At 65.1% G+C, this 17871-nt stretch carries 10 protein-coding genes; 4 read left to right on the top strand and 6 right to left on the bottom strand.

The window, feature by feature from the left end; translation table 11 throughout:
• The 6 genes from NXS98_RS15415 to NXS98_RS17990 all read right to left on the bottom strand — a co-directional run bounded on the left by NXS98_RS15415 (window position 1) and on the right by NXS98_RS17990 (window position 7748).
• Window positions 1–756 carry a fumarylacetoacetate hydrolase family protein gene (locus tag NXS98_RS15415; protein ID WP_283845923.1) on the bottom strand — a complete coding sequence of 252 codons (756 nt, stop codon included), beginning with the start codon at window positions 754–756 and terminating at the stop codon, window positions 1–3.
• A gap of 169 nt (window positions 757–925) precedes the next feature.
• The gene (locus NXS98_RS15410) at window positions 926–3223 is read right to left on the bottom strand and encodes a secretin GspD/PilQ domain-containing protein (protein ID WP_283845922.1); all 2298 of its coding nucleotides are present in this window, start codon (window positions 3221–3223) and stop codon (window positions 926–928) included.
• 20 nt (window positions 3224–3243) lie between these two features.
• Window positions 3244–3846 carry a type IV pilus inner membrane component PilO gene (locus NXS98_RS15405; protein WP_283845921.1) on the bottom strand — a complete coding sequence of 201 codons (603 nt, stop codon included), beginning with the start codon at window positions 3844–3846 and terminating at the stop codon, window positions 3244–3246.
• Complete coding sequence (locus NXS98_RS15400; protein WP_283845920.1) at window positions 3843–5207, bottom strand: hypothetical protein; 1365 nt, start codon at window positions 5205–5207, stop codon at window positions 3843–3845. Before NXS98_RS15400 ends, NXS98_RS15405 begins: the two co-directional genes overlap by 4 nt.
• A 3-nt stretch (window positions 5208–5210) precedes the next feature.
• Entirely contained in the window at window positions 5211–6965 is a 1755-nt protein-coding gene (locus tag NXS98_RS15395; RefSeq protein WP_283845919.1) for a GspE/PulE family protein, read from the bottom strand.
• An 81-nt stretch (window positions 6966–7046) separates the two neighbouring features.
• A complete protein-coding gene (locus NXS98_RS17990; protein ID WP_425499914.1) occupies window positions 7047–7748 on the bottom strand; it encodes a DUF933 domain-containing protein in 702 nt (233 codons plus the stop codon).
• Window positions 7749–7909: 161 nt separating this feature from the next.
• On the opposite strand from NXS98_RS17990, the gene NXS98_RS15385 reads away from it, so the two are divergent.
• From NXS98_RS15385 to NXS98_RS15370, 4 genes are all read left to right on the top strand, one after another.
• Window positions 7910–8596: a TetR/AcrR family transcriptional regulator gene (locus NXS98_RS15385; protein ID WP_283845917.1), complete on the top strand. Its 687-nt coding sequence runs from the start codon at window positions 7910–7912 to the stop codon at window positions 8594–8596.
• A gap of 82 nt (window positions 8597–8678) precedes the next feature.
• Window positions 8679–9986 (top strand): efflux RND transporter periplasmic adaptor subunit, encoded by a 1308-nt coding sequence (locus tag NXS98_RS15380; protein ID WP_283845916.1) that lies wholly within the window; start codon window positions 8679–8681, stop codon window positions 9984–9986.
• Between the two features lie 33 nt (window positions 9987–10019).
• Window positions 10020–14696, top strand: coding sequence for a multidrug efflux RND transporter permease subunit (locus NXS98_RS15375; protein WP_283845915.1), 4677 nt, complete (start codon window positions 10020–10022; stop codon window positions 14694–14696).
• A 154-nt stretch (window positions 14697–14850) separates the two neighbouring features.
• The gene (locus NXS98_RS15370) at window positions 14851–17847 is read left to right on the top strand and encodes a sensor histidine kinase (RefSeq protein ID WP_283845914.1); all 2997 of its coding nucleotides are present in this window, start codon (window positions 14851–14853) and stop codon (window positions 17845–17847) included.
• Window positions 17848–17871: the final 24 nt, after the last annotated feature.

Here is a 17871-nt window from a genome sequence, read left to right as displayed (position 1 = left end):
TCATTTGACGGAGTTGACCAGCGGCGCCAGCCCCTGGATGCGCACTTCGAGGCGATCGCCCGAGGCAATGGGGCCAACCCCGGCCGGGGTGCCGGTCAGGATGACATCGCCGGGCAGCAGCGTCATGTTGGTGGAGATGAAGCTGACCAGGTGGAAGCAGTTGAAAATAAGCTGGCTGGTGTTGGAGTTTTGGCGCAACTGGCCGTTCTGGAAGAGCTGAATGTTCAAGTCATGCGGGTCAATTTTGGTCTCAATGAACGGCCCCAGCGGCGTGAAGGTGTCAAAGGATTTGCAGCGGCACCACTGGCTTTCAGAGTTTTGGATGGTGCGATCGCTGATGTCCTGCGCGGCGGTGTACCCAAAGATGTAGCGCGCGGCGGCGGCGGGCGTGACATTGCGCACGCGGCGGCCGATGATGATGGCCAGCTCGGCCTCGTAATCCGTGCGATGATGCGGAAAGGGGATTTCAATTTTGCCGCCGTCGGGCAGCAGCGAGGTGGGCGCCTTGAACCAGAAGAGCGGCTCCTTGGGCAGTGGCTTGCCGGATTCCCGGGCATGGTCGGCATAGTTCAATCCCACCGCGATGACCTTGGAGGGCACCACGGGCACGAGCGTTCGCACGCCCTTTTGCGGCAGAGGCTTTTTATCAAAGGACGGCGAGCCAAAAACATCTCCGCGGAGGCGGAACAACTCGCCATCCACCACTTTGGCGAAGAAAATCTCATCGCCCTTCTGGAATCGGCCTATGGCAGCCATAGTAACTTTTGCAAGTTAACAAATCATAAGCCCCGACGGCAAGCGCGAAAGCAAGTGCGGCGCGCCCGCGCAGGCACGCCCCCGGACGAAGGTACCCCCCGCAAGGCGAAGTGTCACCGCCGGGGGCCGCTCCGCGGGTCAAAACTCCCCTCAGGCCGGCGCCGCGGACTTACATGGGCGGGAAGGATTGCAGGCTGTTGGCGGCAGGTTCGCCGGTGGAGCGGCCGGTTTTCTTTTTGCGCTCGTCGCGCTGCATTTCATCCAGCAACTGGCGGGTGCGCTCCTTTTCGTCGCGCTCGAACTGTTTTTCCACGGCGTTGACCGGTGAGATTTTGGCGCGCTCGGTGGCGGCCAGCTTGGCGGCGGCCTCCGGGTTTTCGAGCACGGTGGGGCGGATGAAAACAATCAGCTCCTTGCGGTTGCGCTTGGTGGAGGAGGAGCGGAAAAGCGCGCCCAGGCCGGGGATGTCCTTGAGGAAGGGGACGCCGGATTTGCTGCGGGAGTGGTCGGCGCTGATGAAGCCGCCCAGGATGATGGTGTCGCCGTCGCGCACGGCCACCTTGGCATTGGCGGTGCGGTCAATGGTGGTGGGGACTTCGCCCACGTTTTCGATGCGGACCGGCTCGCCCACATTTTGGATGCGCTGGCGGATTTCCATGACCACCAGGCCGTCCGGGTTGATGAGCGGAAGCACCGACAGCTCGATGCCGATTTGCAATTGCTGGATGGTGCTGTAGGCGCCGTAGTAACCGCCGTAGGCGCTGCCGGTGGGGTAGGGCCGGGTTTCACCGACAAAGAGGCTGGCCTCCACGGCGTGGGAAGTTTGGATGCGCGGGCGGGAAAGGACGCTGATGCGGCCGTCGCTGGCGGCGGCCTTGGCGGCGATGTCCAAGTCCCCGATGCGGGCAAAATACGTGAAGCCGCCAGCGAGATTGGTGCCCACGCCGCCGATGGAGTTGGGGTCCAGGAAGGGATTGCCCTGGGCGTTGTTGATGGCGCCGGCGCCGGTGAACTTGCCTTTGGAAACCGCGCGTTGCAGATAGCTGATGCCGTATTCCTCGTTGTCATTGAGGCCGACTTCGACAATGAGCGCCTCGATGAGCACTTGGGCCAGCACCACGTCCAGCTTGCTGATGATGTTGGTAATCATGTCGCGGTCGCGCTTGTCAGCAAACACCAGCAGCGCGTTGATGCGCTCGTCGGCAATGATTTTGGCCTGGCCGAGGATTTGAAAATCACCGGTGCCCGCGGCGCGGGCCACGATGCTGCGGAGGCGGTCCTGGAAGGCGCTTTGGGCGGAGCCGGGGCTGGTGGTGGGAGTGATGCCGGTGGTGCCGCCGGGGTTCATGGGGTTGTAGCCAGGCTGACCGGGCGTGGTGCCAAAGGGCGAGGTGCGCCCGGTGGTGGTGGTGGGCCGGCTTAGTCCGCGGGTGCTGCCGGCGCCGGTGCCGGTGCTGGCCACGGTGCCGGAGGTGAGCTGGCCCAGAACCTGGGCGATGTCGCCCGCCAAGGCGTATTTGATGGGGATGACCACCGGCTCGACTTCCAAGGGGACGGTGACATCAATTTTGTCCAGCAGCTCCATCATGCGCTTGACGTTGTCGGCGTAATCGCGCAGGACCAGAATGCCGCTGCTGTCTATGGGGACGATGCCGCCCTGCATTTTGGCAAACGGTTGAATGGCCTGCACCACCTCGCTGGGTTTGGCATTGGTCATTTGCCGCACCACGGTGACAAACGGCCCCAAATCTTCCATCTCGTGCACTTCATCCAGGCTGCTGGGGCGTTTGGCCTCCTGAAAAGCCACGGTTTGCGGCACCACTTTCACAAACTTATCCCCCACGGGAATGAGAGTGATTTGATTCATGCTCAACACCGCCTCAATGGCGCGGACGGCTTCAGAGACGGTGAGGGGCGTGGTGTTGCGCAGGGTGATTTTGGTATCGGGGAGGGAAGAGGGGCGCAGGATGGTGCGTTGGACCAGCAGGGCGTAAACATCCAGCACCGCGCTTAATTCCGCGGCCTGGAGGCGGATGGTGTTGACGGGCAGAATTTCCTCGCCGGGGGCGGCATTGGTGCCGGTGGCGCTGGGGGCGTTGGTCAAAGTGGCGGCCAGGCGCTCGGCTTCATTGGTCAAGCCGGCAGTGCGCAGGGCTTTGATGCGCATTTCCATGGGCAGGTTGGTGAAGGCCGCCGTGTTCAAGGAGGACGGCAGGCGAGGCGGGGCCGTCACAGTTGCGGCGTTGGTGCCGCCTGGCGTGGAGGTGGTCACCGCCGGGTTGGTGGCCGTGGTGGGCGGCTTGGGCACAGGCGGTTGCGGCAGGGCTGGTGGCACGGGCAACGCGGGTGGCACGGGCACGGGCGCAGGGTCGGCGGCGTGGAGCAGCGGCAGGGCGGCACTCAGCAGCAACGCCAGAGGCCACAGCCGGCGCGCCAGCCAGCCGGCGCAGGGGAAACAGGTTTTCATAAGCTTGTGCGCATGGGCGGTTAACTTTTAGGCAGGGAAGTGGGCGTGCGGAAGCCCGGCTTGGGCCGCGGGCCGGCTTTCTTGGGGTAGTTGCCGGCGATGGTCAGGTCCACGGCCAGCTTGGTGCCGCTGGCGTCCGGTTTCAACGTCATGTCCCGCACCCGCAGCAGGGCGGGGTGATTGCCCAGATTCCGCAGGAAATTGACCAGGTCCCCTTCGGCCGCCACCCCGTTGAGGGTCACCCGCTGTTCTTCAAAGAAGGGGTTGTTGGGAATCGGCCCGCCGCCACCGGGGGCGATTTTGCTGAGGCTGATGTTGGCCACGGCGGCTTCGCGGCTGATGATTTCCATGAGGGAGGCGCTCTGGTCCTCGGGCGGAATGAACTGGCCCTCGCTCTGGAGCTGCTCCAGCTTGGCTTTGTATTCGGGGAGTTTGGCGGCTTCAGCGGCGCGGCGCTCGTAGGTCTCGGTGGCGGTGATGAGTTTCTGGCGCAGCTCGCGCCAGTCGTCCAGGCGCGGAAACACCAGCCAGAGGTTGATGACCCCAAACAACACCACCATCGCCAGCATCACCAGCCGGCGCTCCTGCGGACGCAGATTCAGTTGGTCAAAGAGGCGGTTCATTCCAGGCGGTTGAGTTCGCAGGTGAAATTCCAGCGCCCCTGCCGGGTGTCGAGGAAGGGCGCGGCCACTTTGACAAAGAGCGGGCGGCCATTGAATTCGACCTGTTTCAAGGCGTTGTTGAAATCAAACACGGCCTGGTTGTTGCCCTCGGTGACCGTGCCAAACAGGGTGAGCGTGCGCTCGCGCGAGAAGTTCAGCGACTGCAGGGTCAGCTCCTGCGGCAGCGTGCGCGCCACCGCGTCCCAGACCTCCAGGGCGGCGTATTTCAGGTTTTGCTGTTCCTGAAGGATTTGGACCTGGAACTTGATTTGCTGGGCGTTGGTGTAAGTGCCGCTGATGGCGGCCACCTGGGCCTCAGCGCGCGTGAGGCGATACTCCAGAAACTCAAGGTAACCAAAGTAAGCCAGCACCGCCACCAGATAGACGGCAAACACGGTGGTCAGGCTGCTCATCCACAGGCCGTCCACAAACCGGGCGCGGTATTGCTGCGCGGTTTCGGCGGGCAACAGGCCGGGCAGTTTGGCGGCCAGAGCGGCCGCAGCGCGCTTGACGGTTTGCCCCGCCAGCCGGCTCACCGGCGGGGGGGTGATGAGGGTGACCGGGCCGCCGGCAATTTCGCGCACCAGCGGCTCCCAGAGGGCCGCCGAGACACTGTCGGCCACCAAATGCCACGCCGCCGGTCCCGCCAGCCAGCCCTCCACCTCGCCCGCCCAGGCCATGAGCCGGAGCTGGTCCTGCAAAACCCGGCCGCGGTTTTCGCCTTCCGGCAAGTGAATCATCCCCACGTGCCGCAGCAGACCGCCGCTCCACCAGGCCGCCAGCCAGCAGGCTTCCGCCCCTTCCTGCGGGGGGTAGAGCCAAAGCCCCTCGGCTTGGGCCGGCACGCTCATAAGCAAATCCAGCGCGGGAACTTCCAGACGGTCGGCCAGGTACCCTTGCGCCTCAAGCTGGCCGAGCACCTGCTCGACTTGCTGGCGCGCGGCGATGAGAACCAGAACCGTTTGCTGGCCATTGACCACCTGCGGGAGGGCTTCCACGCTCCAGACGATGTGCGTGGGCGGCAGGGGGGAAAGTTTTTCGAGTTGGAATTCAATGGCGGCCACCAGCTCCTCGCGCGGCATCACCGGCAGGGTGACGGCGCGGATGAACGCCGTCCCCGGCGGCAGCCAGGCGAGGTTGAGGCGACGGTTGAGAAACGCGCTCCAGCCCTTGGCCACCCAATGTTTGGGCGGCGGTTCGCTGCCCGTCAGAGGCAGCTCCCGGGCGGCCTTGAGTTCGGCCGTGCTGCTGCCAGCCCCGGCAAAATGCCACAGCAGCCGGCGACCGGCGGGCTGATAAACGTTGCTGGGCGGGATGGCCATGGCTCAAGTGCGGGCAAGCAGTTCAGCGCGGGATTCTTCCATCAAGCTGCGGTGTTCTTCCGTTTGGGTGACACGCAGCACTTCCTCAATGGTCGTGATGCCAGCCATGACCTTGTTCCAGCCGTCCTGGCGCAGGGTGTGCATGCCCTCGGCAATGGCCTGGGCGGCAATGGCGGTGGCCGGGGCGCGATTCATAATCAGCGGCCGGATGGGCTCCGAAACCAGCAACAGTTCGTAAATGCCGGTGCGCCCCTGGTAGCCCAGTTGGCGGCATTCCTCGCAACCGGCGCCGCGGAAAAAGACGGCCGTCTCAATGTGCTCCTCTGGAAAGCCGATTTTGCGGAGGTAATCACGCTCGACTTTTTGCTCCACTTTGCAATGGGGGCAGATGGTCCGCACCAGGCGCTGGGCCAGGACGGCCTCGACGGAGGAGGCCACCAGGAACGGCTCGATGCCCATGTCAATGAGGCGCGTGAAGGCGCTGGGGGCGTCATTGGTGTGCAGCGTGCTGAACACCAGGTGGCCGGTCAGCGCGGCGCGAATGGCGATTTCCGCGGTTTCCAGGTCGCGGATTTCGCCCACCATGATGACGTTGGGGTCCTGGCGGAGGATGTGGCGAAGCCCCACGGCAAAGGTCAGGCCGATGTCCGAACGCACGGCAATCTGGTTGATGCCCTTCAGCTCGTACTCCACCGGCTCCTCGATGGTGATGATGCGCTTGGTCACCGAGTTGATGCTGCTGAGGAAGGCGTAAAGCGAGGTGGACTTGCCCGAGCCGGTGGGCCCGGTGACGAGCATGATGCCGTGCGGTTTGACGATAATTTCGCGGATGCGCGCCTCCTGCTCCGGGGAGAAACCGAGCTTGTCCAGGCCCAGAAACACCTTGCCGCGGGTGAGCAGGCGCAGCGAAACGCTCTCCCCATAGACGGTGGGCACGGTGGAAACGCGGATGTCCAGCTCCTCGCCCTTGATGCGGACGTTGATGCGGCCGTCCTGCGGCAGGCGTTTCTCGGCGATGTTCATGCCGGACATCACCTTGATACGGGAGATGATGGACGCCTGGAATTTCTTCAACTGCGGCGGCATGGGCGTCTGGTGCAGGATGCCGTCAATGCGGTAACGGATGCGCAGCTCGTCCTCGGCCGGCTCGAAATGAATGTCCGTCGCGCGGTCCTTGTAAGCCTCCCAGATGACCTGGTTGACAAATTTGATGACGCTGGCCTCCTGGTCGTCGCCGGTGATTTCCTTGTCCGACAACGGGCCAAAATCCGGAATTTCCTCCTCCTGGTCGCTGACCTCGTCCAGGGTGGCGGCGCCCACACCGTAGTATTTTTTGAGGGCCTTTTCCACCTCCGCGCGCGGGGCCAGGGCCAGGGTGATGGGCAGGCCGGCGTCGTACTGAACGGCGCTGAGCATGGCGGCGTCGAAGGGGTTGCAGACACAAACCTGCAGCACGCCATTCTCGAAGGCGGTGGGCAGCGCAAAGTATTGAAAGGCCACCTTGGTGGAGATTTTGTTGCGGGCCTCGGTGGGCACATCCACCTTGGGCAAATCGAGGAAGGGAAGGCCGAGCACGCGCGCCAGTTGCTGCAAAAAAGCCTCCTCGGAAATCCCGCGCTCCCGGCACAAAAAGTCCAGCAAAGGCTCGGCGTTGCCGTCCTCTCCGGCTTTGCGCCAGATGGACCGCCAGGTCTCGACCTGGGACGGCGTGACTTGCAGCGCCGCCGCCAGCACTTCAGTGACGGGTGGAAACGTCATTCCATGTGACTGCCACAGAGTTAAATACACGCCCGCGCCGGAAAAGTTGCGGTGGCAGGGGGCATGATTTGGGTTTTCGGATTATTTGTTGAACCGGAAATTGACCAGGTCGTAGTCCTGCATCACGTAGGTTTTGGTTTCGAGCCGCAATTTGCCCGCGCGCTTGGCCTCGGTTTCACCGCCAGCCGCCAGGAAATCGGCGTAGCTGATGATTTCGGCGCGGATAAAGCCTTTTTGAATGTCACTGTGAATGACGCCGGCCGCCTCCCAGGCGGTGGTCCCCTGGCGAATCAGCCAGGCGCGGTTTTCCTTGCCGCCCACCGTCAGGAAACTGATATACCCGCCCTCGCGCACAGCGCGGACCACCAGGGCATCCGGGTCGCTGCGTTCGGCCTCGGAGGCCACCACAATGGGTTTGGTGGTCAGAAATTGGTGGGCGTGCACGGCCTGCCATTCCTCCGGCGCCAGCCCGGCCTGGCTGAGCAGGGTTTCGGCCTCCAGCAAGCCTTTAAGTTTTTCCAGCACTTTGGCCTCGGCCTCGGCCGGCCCGCGGGAAAGGCGGGTTTCCACCAGCTCCAGGTCGCGCAGGATGAGTTCTGCCCGCCCTTCCGTGGTGGTCAGCACCGCTTCCGCGGTGGGTAACCCTTCCTCGCCCACCGCCTCCACCTGGGCATAGGTTTTCTTCTTGGCCTCGACCAGCCGGTCGGCCTCATCCAAACGCGGGTCTTTAATGTTGATTTTGCCCGGTTTAATTTCCGAGAGTCCCAGCAAACACAGTTTCATGACACAAGACGGCGCGGGCCGCTCAGGGGGGCGCGCGCCGTGCGCCGCATTACATGCCCTGCGAGGGCGGGGGGCGCAATCTTAAAAAATAAAAAAAAGCGCTTGCGCGGGGCGGCGTCCGGGATTATATATTTAACGTACGTTATAAACAAACGTTAGGTATGCCGGAACGCAAAAACCTCCGTCGGGACCCGCAAAACCGCATCCTCGATGCGGCCGAGGCCGCTTTTGCCGAGCTGGGTTATGAGGGCGCCTCCCTGCGGGACATCGTGGCCCGCGCGAAGGTCAACCTGCCCACTGTTTATTATTATTTCCGCAGCAAGGAAGGACTGCTGGAGGCGGTCTTCCGCCGCCGTTTCGGCCCGCTGCGGGAGGAGCACTACGCGCTGTTGCAGGAGAAGGAGGCGCGCGCCGGCGACCGCCCGCTGGCTGTGGAGGAGGTATTGGAGGCCATGCTGCTGCCGCCCTTGCGCATGGCGGCGCGCGGCGGGCAATCGCCGGTGGTCATGCGGCTGATTGGGCGGATTGTTTCCGATCCCAGCTCCCGCACCCAGGCCATGCTGCGGCAGTTGCACCACGATGTGAAGGAGGAATTCCTGCGCCGGCTGGCGCGGGCCTGCCCCCACCTGAGCCGGGAGGAATTGGGCTGGCGGGTCATTGGGCTGTGGGGCGCGCTGGGATACCTGCTGGCGCATCCCCAGCGGGTGCTGGAGGAAAGCGGGGGGCAGTTTGATTTGCGGCGGACGGACCAGGCTCTGCCGCGGCTGGTGGCTTTTTTTGCGGCGGCCCTGCAATCGCCCCCGGTGAGAGACACCGGCGGCCAACCCCCCGCCGGCGGGGCGCGTTAGCAGTGCCGGGGTGGAGTCAGATTTTTTAACCACGACAAGAAAGGAAATGGGATTTATGCAAACGAAAACTACCGATTGGTATATGAACCGTTCAACGCGAATGGCCGGGCCGGTGGGGCTGGGCGTGGTGGCGCTGGCGGCGGCGCTGGGGCTGGTCACCGCCTGCCGGCCCAAACCGGCGGGTGGGGCGGCGCAGGGCATGGCGCCGGTGGTGAGCGTGGCCCGGCCGGTGATTACGGCGGTGACGAACTATGACGAGTACCCGGCGCGCCTGGAGGCGGTGGAGGCGGTGGAAGTGCGCGCCCGTGTCTCCGGCTACATTGAATCCATCCATTTCCAGGACGGAGCGGAGGTGAAGGCGGGGGACCTGCTGATGGTCATTGACCCGCGGCCTTTTGCGGCGGAGCTGGCGCGGGCGCAGGCAGAGCGCTTGCGCGCCCAGGCCGGGGTGGAACAGGCCAGAGCGCAACACGTGCAGGTGTTTACCCGCCTGGAGCTGGCGCGCAATGATTTGCAGCGGGCTGAGAAGCTGCGCCAGGCCCGCGCCATTTCCGAGGAAGAATTTGATTTGCGCAACAAGGCCGTGCGCGAGGCGGAAGCCGCCCTCCAGGCCGCGCAGGCCACCGTGGCCGCAGCAGAAGCGGCTGTGGGCGCGGCGGAGGCGGCCATTAAAACCGCGCAACTGAATCTGGATTACACACGGGTCACGGCACCCATTGCGGGGCGCGTGGGGCGGCGGCTGGTCACGGCAGGCAACCTGGTCCAGGGCGGCGGCCAGGCGCCGGGGACGGTGCTGGTCACGCTGGTGACGCAATCGCCCATTTACGCCTATTTTGACGTGAGCGAGCGCGCTTACTTCCAATACCGCAAGGCCGGCCTGGCCTTGGGCAATGCAGCCGGCCAGCCGTCGCTGCCGTGCGAGGGACGGCTGGAGGGCGAGCCGGACTTCCTGCACCGTGGGCGGGTGGATTTTCTGGACAACCAGTTGACACCGGCCACGGGGACGCTGCGTTTGCGCGGGGTGTTTGAGAATGCCGACCGTTCGCTGGTGCCGGGAGCCTTCCTGCGAGTGCGCCTGCCGGTGGAGCGCGTGGAGAAGGCGTTGCTCATCCCGGAAGCGGCCATTCTCGCCGAGCAGACCCGCAAGTTTGTCTATGTGCTGGGGCCGGACCAAACCGTGCAGCCGCGGCCGGTCACGCTCGGGCGGCCGCAGGGGATGCAACGCGTAATCTTGAACGGCTTAAGCCCGGAGGATTCGGTGGTGGTGAGCGGCCTGCTCATGTTGCGGCCCGGCATGAAAGTGCAGGTGGGCGCGCCGGGACAGGGGCCGGCGGGGCCGGGGGCGGCCACCAATGCCCCTGCCGCCAGGGGGGCGGGGGGCAAGGGTTAAGGGCATCACGGTGCCGTCAGCCTGGAGGTTGCCATGAAATTTTCGCATTTCTTCATTCGCCGGCCGATTTTCGCGTCGGTGCTGTCCATTTTCATCACGCTGGTGGGACTGCTGGCCTTGTGGCGGCTGCCCATCGCGTCATTTCCGGAAATCACGCCGCCCACCATTTTTGTGCGCGCGCAATACCCCGGCGCCAATGCCCAGACGGTGGCGGATACGGTGGCCACGCCGCTGGAGCAGGAAATCAACGGCGTGGAAAACATGCTCTATCTTTCCTCCTCCTGCTCGGCGGATGGCTCGATGTCCATCCAGGTCACCTTCAAGGTGGGGACGGACATAGACAAGGCGCAGGTGCAGGTGCAGAACCGCGTGCAAAGCGCCTTGCCGCGCCTGCCGGAGGAGGTGCGCCGCCTGGGGGTGGACGTGCGGAAACGCTCGCCCAACATGACGATGGTGGTGACCCTGATTTCGCCCGACGGCACCTTTGATGACATTTTCCTCAGCAACTACGCCTACTTGCAGGTCAAGGATGTGCTGGCGCGCCTGCCGGGCGTGGGGGACGTGTTCATCTTTGGCACGCGCGAGTACAGCATGCGCATCTGGCTCGACCCAGCCCGACTGGCCGCGCGCAATTTGACCGCCGGCGATGTCATTGCGGCCATTCGGGAGCAGAACGTCGAGGTGGCCGGCGGCGTGTTTGGCCAGTCGCCGGCGCCCAAGGGCACACCCATGCAACTGGTGGCGCTGGTGCGGGGGCGGCTGGCCTCGGAGCAGGAGTTCGAGCAGATCATTCTGCGGACCGATGCCGAGGGCCGCGTGCTGCGCTTAAAAGACGTGGCGCGGGTGGAACTGGGCGCGCGGGATTACAGCCTGGACAGCTATCTGGACGGCACGCCGATGGTGGCCATGGCGGTGTTTCAACTGCCTGGTTCCAACACCATTGAAACCGCGGACGCCGTGCGCAAAGCCATGGCCGAGCTGAGCAAGCGGTTTCCCAAGGGGCTGGAGTACCGGATTCCACGTGATGACTCGGAATACATCCGCGCCTCGATTCACGAGGTGTTTCAGACGCTGCTGGAGGCGATGGTGCTGGTGACCCTGGTGGTGGTGCTGTTCCTGCAAACGTGGCGCGCCTCGCTCATTCCGCTGATTGCCGTGCCGGTGTCCCTAATCGGGACGTTTGCGGTGATGTCGGCCCTGGGCTTCAGCATCAACAACCTGACGCTGTTTGGCCTGGTGCTGGCGATTGGCATCGTGGTGGACGACGCCATTGTGGTGGTGGAAAACGTCGAGCGCCACATCGCTGAAGGCAAGGACCCCGTCACCGCCACGCGCCTGGCGATGGATGAAATCAGCGGCGCGGTGGTGGCGATTGCGCTGGTGTTGAGCGCGGTCTTTGTGCCCACGGCCTTTTTGCCGGGCATCCAGGGCAAGTTTTACCAGCAATTTGCGCTGACCATCGCGGTCTCGACGCTGATTTCCGCGTTCAACGCGCTGACCCTCAGCCCGGCCTTGTGCGCTCTGCTGCTGCAACCACACGGCGCCCGCACGGACCGTTTCAGCCGGCTTTTGGACGCCACCTTGGGGTGGTTCTTCAAGGGCTTCAATCGCCTGTTTGAAAACCTGCGGCAGCGCTATCTCGGCGGTTTGAGCCTGGTCATCCGCCACGGCGTAATTGCCTTGATGCTGTACGGCGGCCTGCTGGCGCTGACTTATGTGGGCTTCATCAGCACGCCGCGCGGCTTCATTCCGCAGCAGGACAAGGGCACCCTGATATGCTATCTGCAACTGCCGGACGGCGCGTCCAAGGAGCGCACGGCCGTGGTCAGTGAAAAATTGCATCAAATCGTGCGCCAGACTCCGGGCGTGGAAGCGGTCATCAAACTGGACGGCTTTTCCTTCCTGAACTTCGGCAGCCAGCCCAATGCGTCCACGCTGATTGTGCGGCTGCAATCCTATGAACAACGCCGCAAAACCGGATGGACGGCGGAGAAAATCCTGGCGCAGCTCCGGCCCAAGCTGGCGGGCATCAACGAAGGTTTTGCGGCGGCCTTCAACCTGCCGCCGGTGGACGGTTTAGGCTCGGTGGGCGGGTTCAAGCTCCAGATTCAAGACCGCGCCAACCTGGGTCCGCAAGCCTTGCAGGCTGCGGCGTTTCAACTCATGGCGGCGGCCAATCAGGACCCGCGCCTGGCCAATGTGCTGACCACCTACCGCGCCCAGGTGCCGCAGGTGTTGCTGGAGGTGGACCGCGAAAAAGCCAAAATGATGCAGGTGCCGCTGCAGGAAATCTGGCAGGCGCTCTCGGTGTATCTGGGCGGTTTGTACGTCAATGACTTCACCCTTTTTGGCCGCCCCTTTCAGGTGCGCGCGCAGGCGGACGCGCCCTTCCGCGCACGGCCCTCCGACGCCACCGAATTGCGCGTGCGCAACGCCGCCGGCCAGATGGTGCCGCTGGGCACCGTCATCACGGTGAAGGACACCACCGGCCCCATCCTCATCAATCACTACAACCTGTTTCCCAGCGCCGATTTGAGCGGCGCCACCCGCCCGGGGGTCAGCTCCGGTGATGCCATCAACGTCCTCAACCGGCTGGCGGCCCAACTGCTGCCGCCGGGCATGGCCATTGAATGGACGGAATTGAGCCTGCTGGAATTGCTGGCGGGACGCTCGGCCATTCTCATTTTCCCGTTGTGCGTGCTGATGGTGTTTCTGGTGCTGGCGGCACAATACGAGAGCTGGTCCCTCCCGCTGGCGATTATTCTCATCACGCCCATGGCGCTGCTGTTCGCCATTCTGGCCGTCTGGGCGCGGGGACTGGAGAACAACCTGTTCACTCAGATTGGCATGGTGACGCTGATTGGGCTGGCCTGCAAAAATGCCATTCTGATTGTCGAGTTTGCCCGCCAGTTGCAGGACAAGGGGCTGACCCGTTTCGAGGCGGCGCGCGAGGCTTGCCGGCTGCGCTTGCGGCCCATTCTGATGACCTCGCTGGCGTTTGCCTTTGGCGTGCTGCCGCTCATGCTGGCCGACGGCGCCGGCGCCGAGCTGCGACAGGCCATTGGCACCGCCACCTTCTGGGGCACGCTGGGGGTGACGTTCTTCGGGCTTTTCCTGACGCCTGTGTTTTATGTGGTCATCCGGCGCTGGACGGGCGAAAAGAGCAAGGCCAGCGACTTCAAAAACGCGCCAGCGGCACCGGTGGCGGGCCATGGCATGGCGGTGCTGCTGGCAGGACTGGGTCTGGCACTGGGTCTGAGCGGCTGCACAGTGGGGCCAAATTACCAGACGCCGAAAACGGCCACTCCGGCCGCCTATGCTCATGCTGAGGCGGCGTTTCCCGCCGAACCGATTCAAACCGAATGGTGGCGGCAATTTCAGGACCCCACCCTGACGCGCCTGGTGCAGACGGCCCTGGCCACCAATCTGGATTTGCGCGCCGCCACCGCCCGCGTGCGCGAGGCGCGCGCCCTGCGGCAGCACACCACCTTTGACCTTTACCCCACCGTCCGCGCCGACGGCGGCTACGTGCGCGGTACACGCAGCAAGGATGCCGCGGGCGGCCTGCCGCGCAACCTGCGCGAGTATGAGCTGTACGACGCCGGCTTTGACGCCACCTGGGAGATGGACCTCTTCGGGCGCGTCCGCCGCAGCGTGGAAGCGGCCACCGCCGAGGTGCAGGGGGCCGAGGCCTACCGCCAGTGGGTGGGGATGACCGTGATGGCGGAAGTGGCCCGCAATTACTTTGAATTGCGCGGCGCCCAGCAGGAATACGATGTGGCCCGGCGCAATGCCGAGGTGCAACGCGAATCGCTGGAGCTGATACGCGCCCGGGTGGCCGCCGGCCGCGGCACGGACCTCGACGTGCGGCGCGCCGAATCGCAGTACGAAAGCACCCTGGCGCTGCTGCCGGCCCTGGAAACCACCATCAAGCGGGCCATTCACCGGCTCAGTGTGCTGACCGCGCAAACGCCGGAGGCCCTCGAGGCCGAGCTGTCCCTCCCCGGCGCGCTGCCCGCCGTGCCAGAGCTGGTGCCGGTGGGCAACCCGGCAGACTTGCTGCGCCGGCGGCCGGACATTCGCATGGCCGAGCGCACGCTGGCCGCCGCCACCGCGCGCATTGGCGTGGCCACGGCGGATTTATTCCCGCGCGTCACCTGGGTGGGCAGTGTGTCGCTGGAGGCCAACCAGCTCTCCGGCTGGGCTGAAGCAGGCGCAGATGCCTACTCCTTTGGGCCGCGCATCTCCTGGGCCGCGCTGGATTTGGGCCGGGTGCGCGCCCGCATCCAAGCCGCCGGCGCGCGGGCGGAGGCGGAGCTGGCTAATTACGAAAAAGCCGTGCTCACCGCGCTGGAAGAGACGGAAAACGCGCTGGTGGAAGCAAGCCGGGCGCGCGAACGCGAGCAGCGGCTGGCCGCGGCGGCCCGGGCGGCCATTGAGGCGCGCACGCTGGCCGAGCAACGCTACCAGGCGGGAGTGGCGGATTATTTGACGGTGTTGGACGCGCAACGCACGCAACTGGCGGCCGAGAGCCAGCTCGCGCAGGCGCGCACGCGGCTGGCCACCGCGCTGGCGGCCTTGTACAAGGCGCTGGGCGGCGGTTGGGAAACGACGCTCGCCGCTCTGCCGGGAGACACGCCGCCCGCGCCGAAAGGAAAAGCCGCGGGGCACGGCGCCCCTTCGTCTTCAACCGGGGTGAGCGGGAAATAACCCAGCCATCACGTCACACAAACTGAGATAGTCGGGGGCAGGTGCCTTTCCATCCAATTCCCAGCGGGGAATGGGCATGGGGAGGACGCCGCAAGGGTGGCCGGGATTGGTTTTATCATTTACACCTTCCACCCCCCTGCCCCCATAATGCTCCATGCCAAACACCGGCTGGTTGCGTGCCGCCTGGCTTTGTGTGCTCCTGGGCTTGGGTTGGGGCTGCTCTCCTGCAGGGGCTGCGCCGCTCCCCTTTGCTGTCCGGGCATGGGAAACGGATGACGGCCTTCCGCACAACACCGTCACCAGCCTGGCCACCACCGAAGACGGTTATTTGTGGGTGGGCACGCTCAACGGCCTGGCGCGTTTTGACGGCCTGGCCTTCACAGTGTTTGACGGCAGCAACACCCCGGAGCTGGAGGGCGGCCGCATCGTGTTTTTGCGCAGCGACCCGGCCGGCGGCCTCTGGATTGGCCTGGAATCCGGCGCCATCGTGCAATGGCGCGAGGGCCGTTTTACCCCCATCCCCGTCGGCCGCACCGCGCCGGAGCGGCGGCTGGTGGGCGCGGGCAGGGATGCGCAGGGGGCGGCCTGGTTTTACACCCGCACGGGCGAGTTGTGGCGCTGGCAGAACAACGTGCTCACCCCTTTCCTTTTTGAGTGGGGCCGCGAAGATGTGCCGCGCTTTCTGGCCGCCGAAACCAATGGCGCCGTGTGGGTGGGGGCGGGTTCGCGAATGGCCCGGCTCGGTCTGCCTCCCGGCGGCGGCACGCTCGAGCCGCGCCTGGAGGGTGAATGGCGCGTGCAACGGCTGGATTTTCTGCTGCCCAGCCGCCACGGTGGCTTTTGGCGGCTGGCCGACGGCCGCGTGACCCGCTGGCGCGGCGGCCGGCCGGAGCGCGAGCTGGGCCCTTACCCGTGGCGCTCCGCGCCGGTCACTTCGGCGGCCGAAGACCGCCTGGGGCATCTGGTGGTGGGCACGCTGGGGCTGGGCGTTTTCTGGTATCGCGCTGATGGCTCCGTGGCGTGGCTGAAGCGCCAGGAGGGTCTGGTCAACGAAGCCGTGCTAGCCGTGTGTGTGGACCACGAAAACAACTTGTGGGTGGGCACCGACGGCGGCGGGCTGGCGCGGGTGCGGCCGCAGGTGTTCAGCACGCTGGAAGGCGCCGGCGCCTGGCCGGTGCAAACCGTCTGCCACGACGGCGCTGATGGGCTGTGGGTGGGCTTCAACGGCGCAGGGCTGTTGCATGGCACGCCCCAAGGCGCCCGGTTCTACGGCCGCCAGGAGGGGCTGACGCGCATGCAGGTGTGGTCTGTGTTGCGCGACTCCCAGGGCCGCGTATGGGCAGGCACCTATGGCGGCGGCCTGCTGTTATGGCAAACGAATCACTTCATCCCCGCCCCCCTGCCAGCGGAAATCCCGGTTGTGGTGACCGCCTTGCTGGAGGACCGTCAGCGCCGCCTCTGGATTGGCGGCCAAGGCGCGTTGGTGTCGTGGAACGGTCAGGCCGCGCGGCGGTATCAAACCAATGACGGCCTCTCCTCCGCCATCATTACCGCGTTGGCCGAGGACTCCCGGGGCACCCTCTATGCCGGCACCTATGGCGGCGGGCTGAATGTGTGGCGCGGCGGCCAGTGGTCTGCGGTGCGCAAATCCGCAGGCGGTTTGCCGTCTGACGAAATAGCCTTCCTGCATGGCGATACCAACCAGGTCCTGTGGGTGGGCACGGTCAGCAGCGGTCTGGCCCGCTGGGATGGACGTCAATGGACTCGGTACACCGTGCGCGAGGGACTGGCCGGCAACGCCCTGGCCTATCTGGTGGAGGACGCCCAGGGATTTTTCTGGATTGGCTCCAGCGTGGGGCTGATGCGAATTGCCAAACGCGACCTGGACGAGCTGGCGGCCGGGCGGCTCAAGGTCGTGCCCTGCCGCACGTACGGCAAGGCCGACGGCCTGCCCAGCCGCGAATGCACCAGCGGCTCCCAACCCGCCGCCTGCCAGACTCCCGACGGCCGCTTGTGGTTTCCCACCACCCGCGGCCTGGCAGTGGTGAATCCCGCGCAATTGCTGCCCAACACCAACCCGCCGCCCGTGCGCATCGAGAAATTGCTGGTGGACGGCCAGACCGCCGCGCTGCCGCCACCCGGGCAGCCGCTGCGTTTGCCGCCCCGCGCGCAAAGCCGCCTCGAAATCCATTACGCCAGCCTCAATCTGGGCGCGCCGGAACGGGCGCGGTTTCGCTACCAACTGGAGGGGCACGAGCAGGAAATGGTGGAAGCCGGCGACAGCCGCATCGCGCGCTATGCCGCTCTGCCGCCCGGCCAATACCGGTTTGTGGTGACCGCGTGCAATGAGGACGGCGTCTGGAATCCCACGGGCGCGGCCCTCGTCATCGTGGCCCCGCCGCCGTGGTGGCGCACCACCTGGTTTCTGTCGGCCGCCAGTGTGACCCTGGGGGGTGCGCTGGTCCTCACCATTCGCCATTTCTCCACGCGCCGGCTGCGCCGCCAGCTTGAACGGATGCGCCAGCAGCAAGCGCTGGAAAAAGAACGGGCGCGCATCGCCCGCGATCTGCATGATCAACTGGGCGCCAACCTCACCCAAATCGCCTTGCTCAGCGAAATGGCGGAAGCCGACAAAAATCACCCGGAGGATGTGGCTGAGCACGCCCGACAAATCGCGCACACCGCGCGCGAAACCACCCGCGGCCTCGATGAGATTGTGTGGACGGTCAACCCCGCCAATGACACGCTCGAAGGTCTGGCCAATTATTTGTGCAAGTACGTGCACGATTACCTTACCGTGGCGGGCATCCCCTGCCGGCTCGAAGTGCCCTCGACCTTTCCGGCCGCCGCCATTGCCCCTGAAGTGCGGCATCATGTCTATATGACGGTCAAGGAAGCAGTAACCAATGTTGTGCGGCATGCCCAGGCCAGACAGGTGTGGTTGCGCATCCAGGTGGCCGGCGGCAAACATCTGGTCATCGAATTGGAGGACGATGGGCGTGGTTTGGACCCGGAGCGCCTCAAAAACTCCACGCGCAACGGCTTGAAAAACATGCAGAAACGCATGGCGGAAGCGCAGGGCAGTGCGGAGTTTCTGCCGCGCCCGGGGGGCGGCACTTGTGTGCGCCTCAAGTGTCCTCTGGCGGCCTAGCGCTGCTCCGCGCCGGACCGCTCC

The sequence above is a fragment of the Fontisphaera persica genome (assembly GCF_024832785.1).
Lineage (GTDB): Bacteria > Verrucomicrobiota > Verrucomicrobiia > Limisphaerales > Fontisphaeraceae > Fontisphaera > Fontisphaera persica.
This window is presented reverse-complemented; position numbering and strand designations above follow the sequence as displayed.

What these genes read in the sequence shown, in the direction of transcription:
- NXS98_RS15415 (WP_283845923.1), bottom strand. Translation starts at nt 756, where the DNA reads ATGGCTGCCATAGGCCGATTCCAGAAGGGCGATGAGATTTTCTTCGCC.
- NXS98_RS15410 (WP_283845922.1), bottom strand. Translation starts at nt 3,223, where the DNA reads ATGAAAACCTGTTTCCCCTGCGCCGGCTGGCTGGCGCGCCGGCTGTGG.
- NXS98_RS15405 (WP_283845921.1), bottom strand. Translation starts at nt 3,846, where the DNA reads ATGAACCGCCTCTTTGACCAACTGAATCTGCGTCCGCAGGAGCGCCGG.
- NXS98_RS15400 (WP_283845920.1), bottom strand. Translation starts at nt 5,207, where the DNA reads ATGGCCATCCCGCCCAGCAACGTTTATCAGCCCGCCGGTCGCCGGCTG.
- NXS98_RS15395 (WP_283845919.1), bottom strand. Translation starts at nt 6,965, where the DNA reads ATGACGTTTCCACCCGTCACTGAAGTGCTGGCGGCGGCGCTGCAAGTC.
- NXS98_RS17990 (WP_425499914.1), bottom strand. Translation starts at nt 7,748, where the DNA reads ATGAAACTGTGTTTGCTGGGACTCTCGGAAATTAAACCGGGCAAAATC.
- NXS98_RS15385 (WP_283845917.1), top strand. Translation starts at nt 7,910, where the DNA reads ATGCCGGAACGCAAAAACCTCCGTCGGGACCCGCAAAACCGCATCCTC.
- NXS98_RS15380 (WP_283845916.1), top strand. Translation starts at nt 8,679, where the DNA reads ATGAACCGTTCAACGCGAATGGCCGGGCCGGTGGGGCTGGGCGTGGTG.
- NXS98_RS15375 (WP_283845915.1), top strand. Translation starts at nt 10,020, where the DNA reads ATGAAATTTTCGCATTTCTTCATTCGCCGGCCGATTTTCGCGTCGGTG.
- NXS98_RS15370 (WP_283845914.1), top strand. Translation starts at nt 14,851, where the DNA reads ATGCCAAACACCGGCTGGTTGCGTGCCGCCTGGCTTTGTGTGCTCCTG.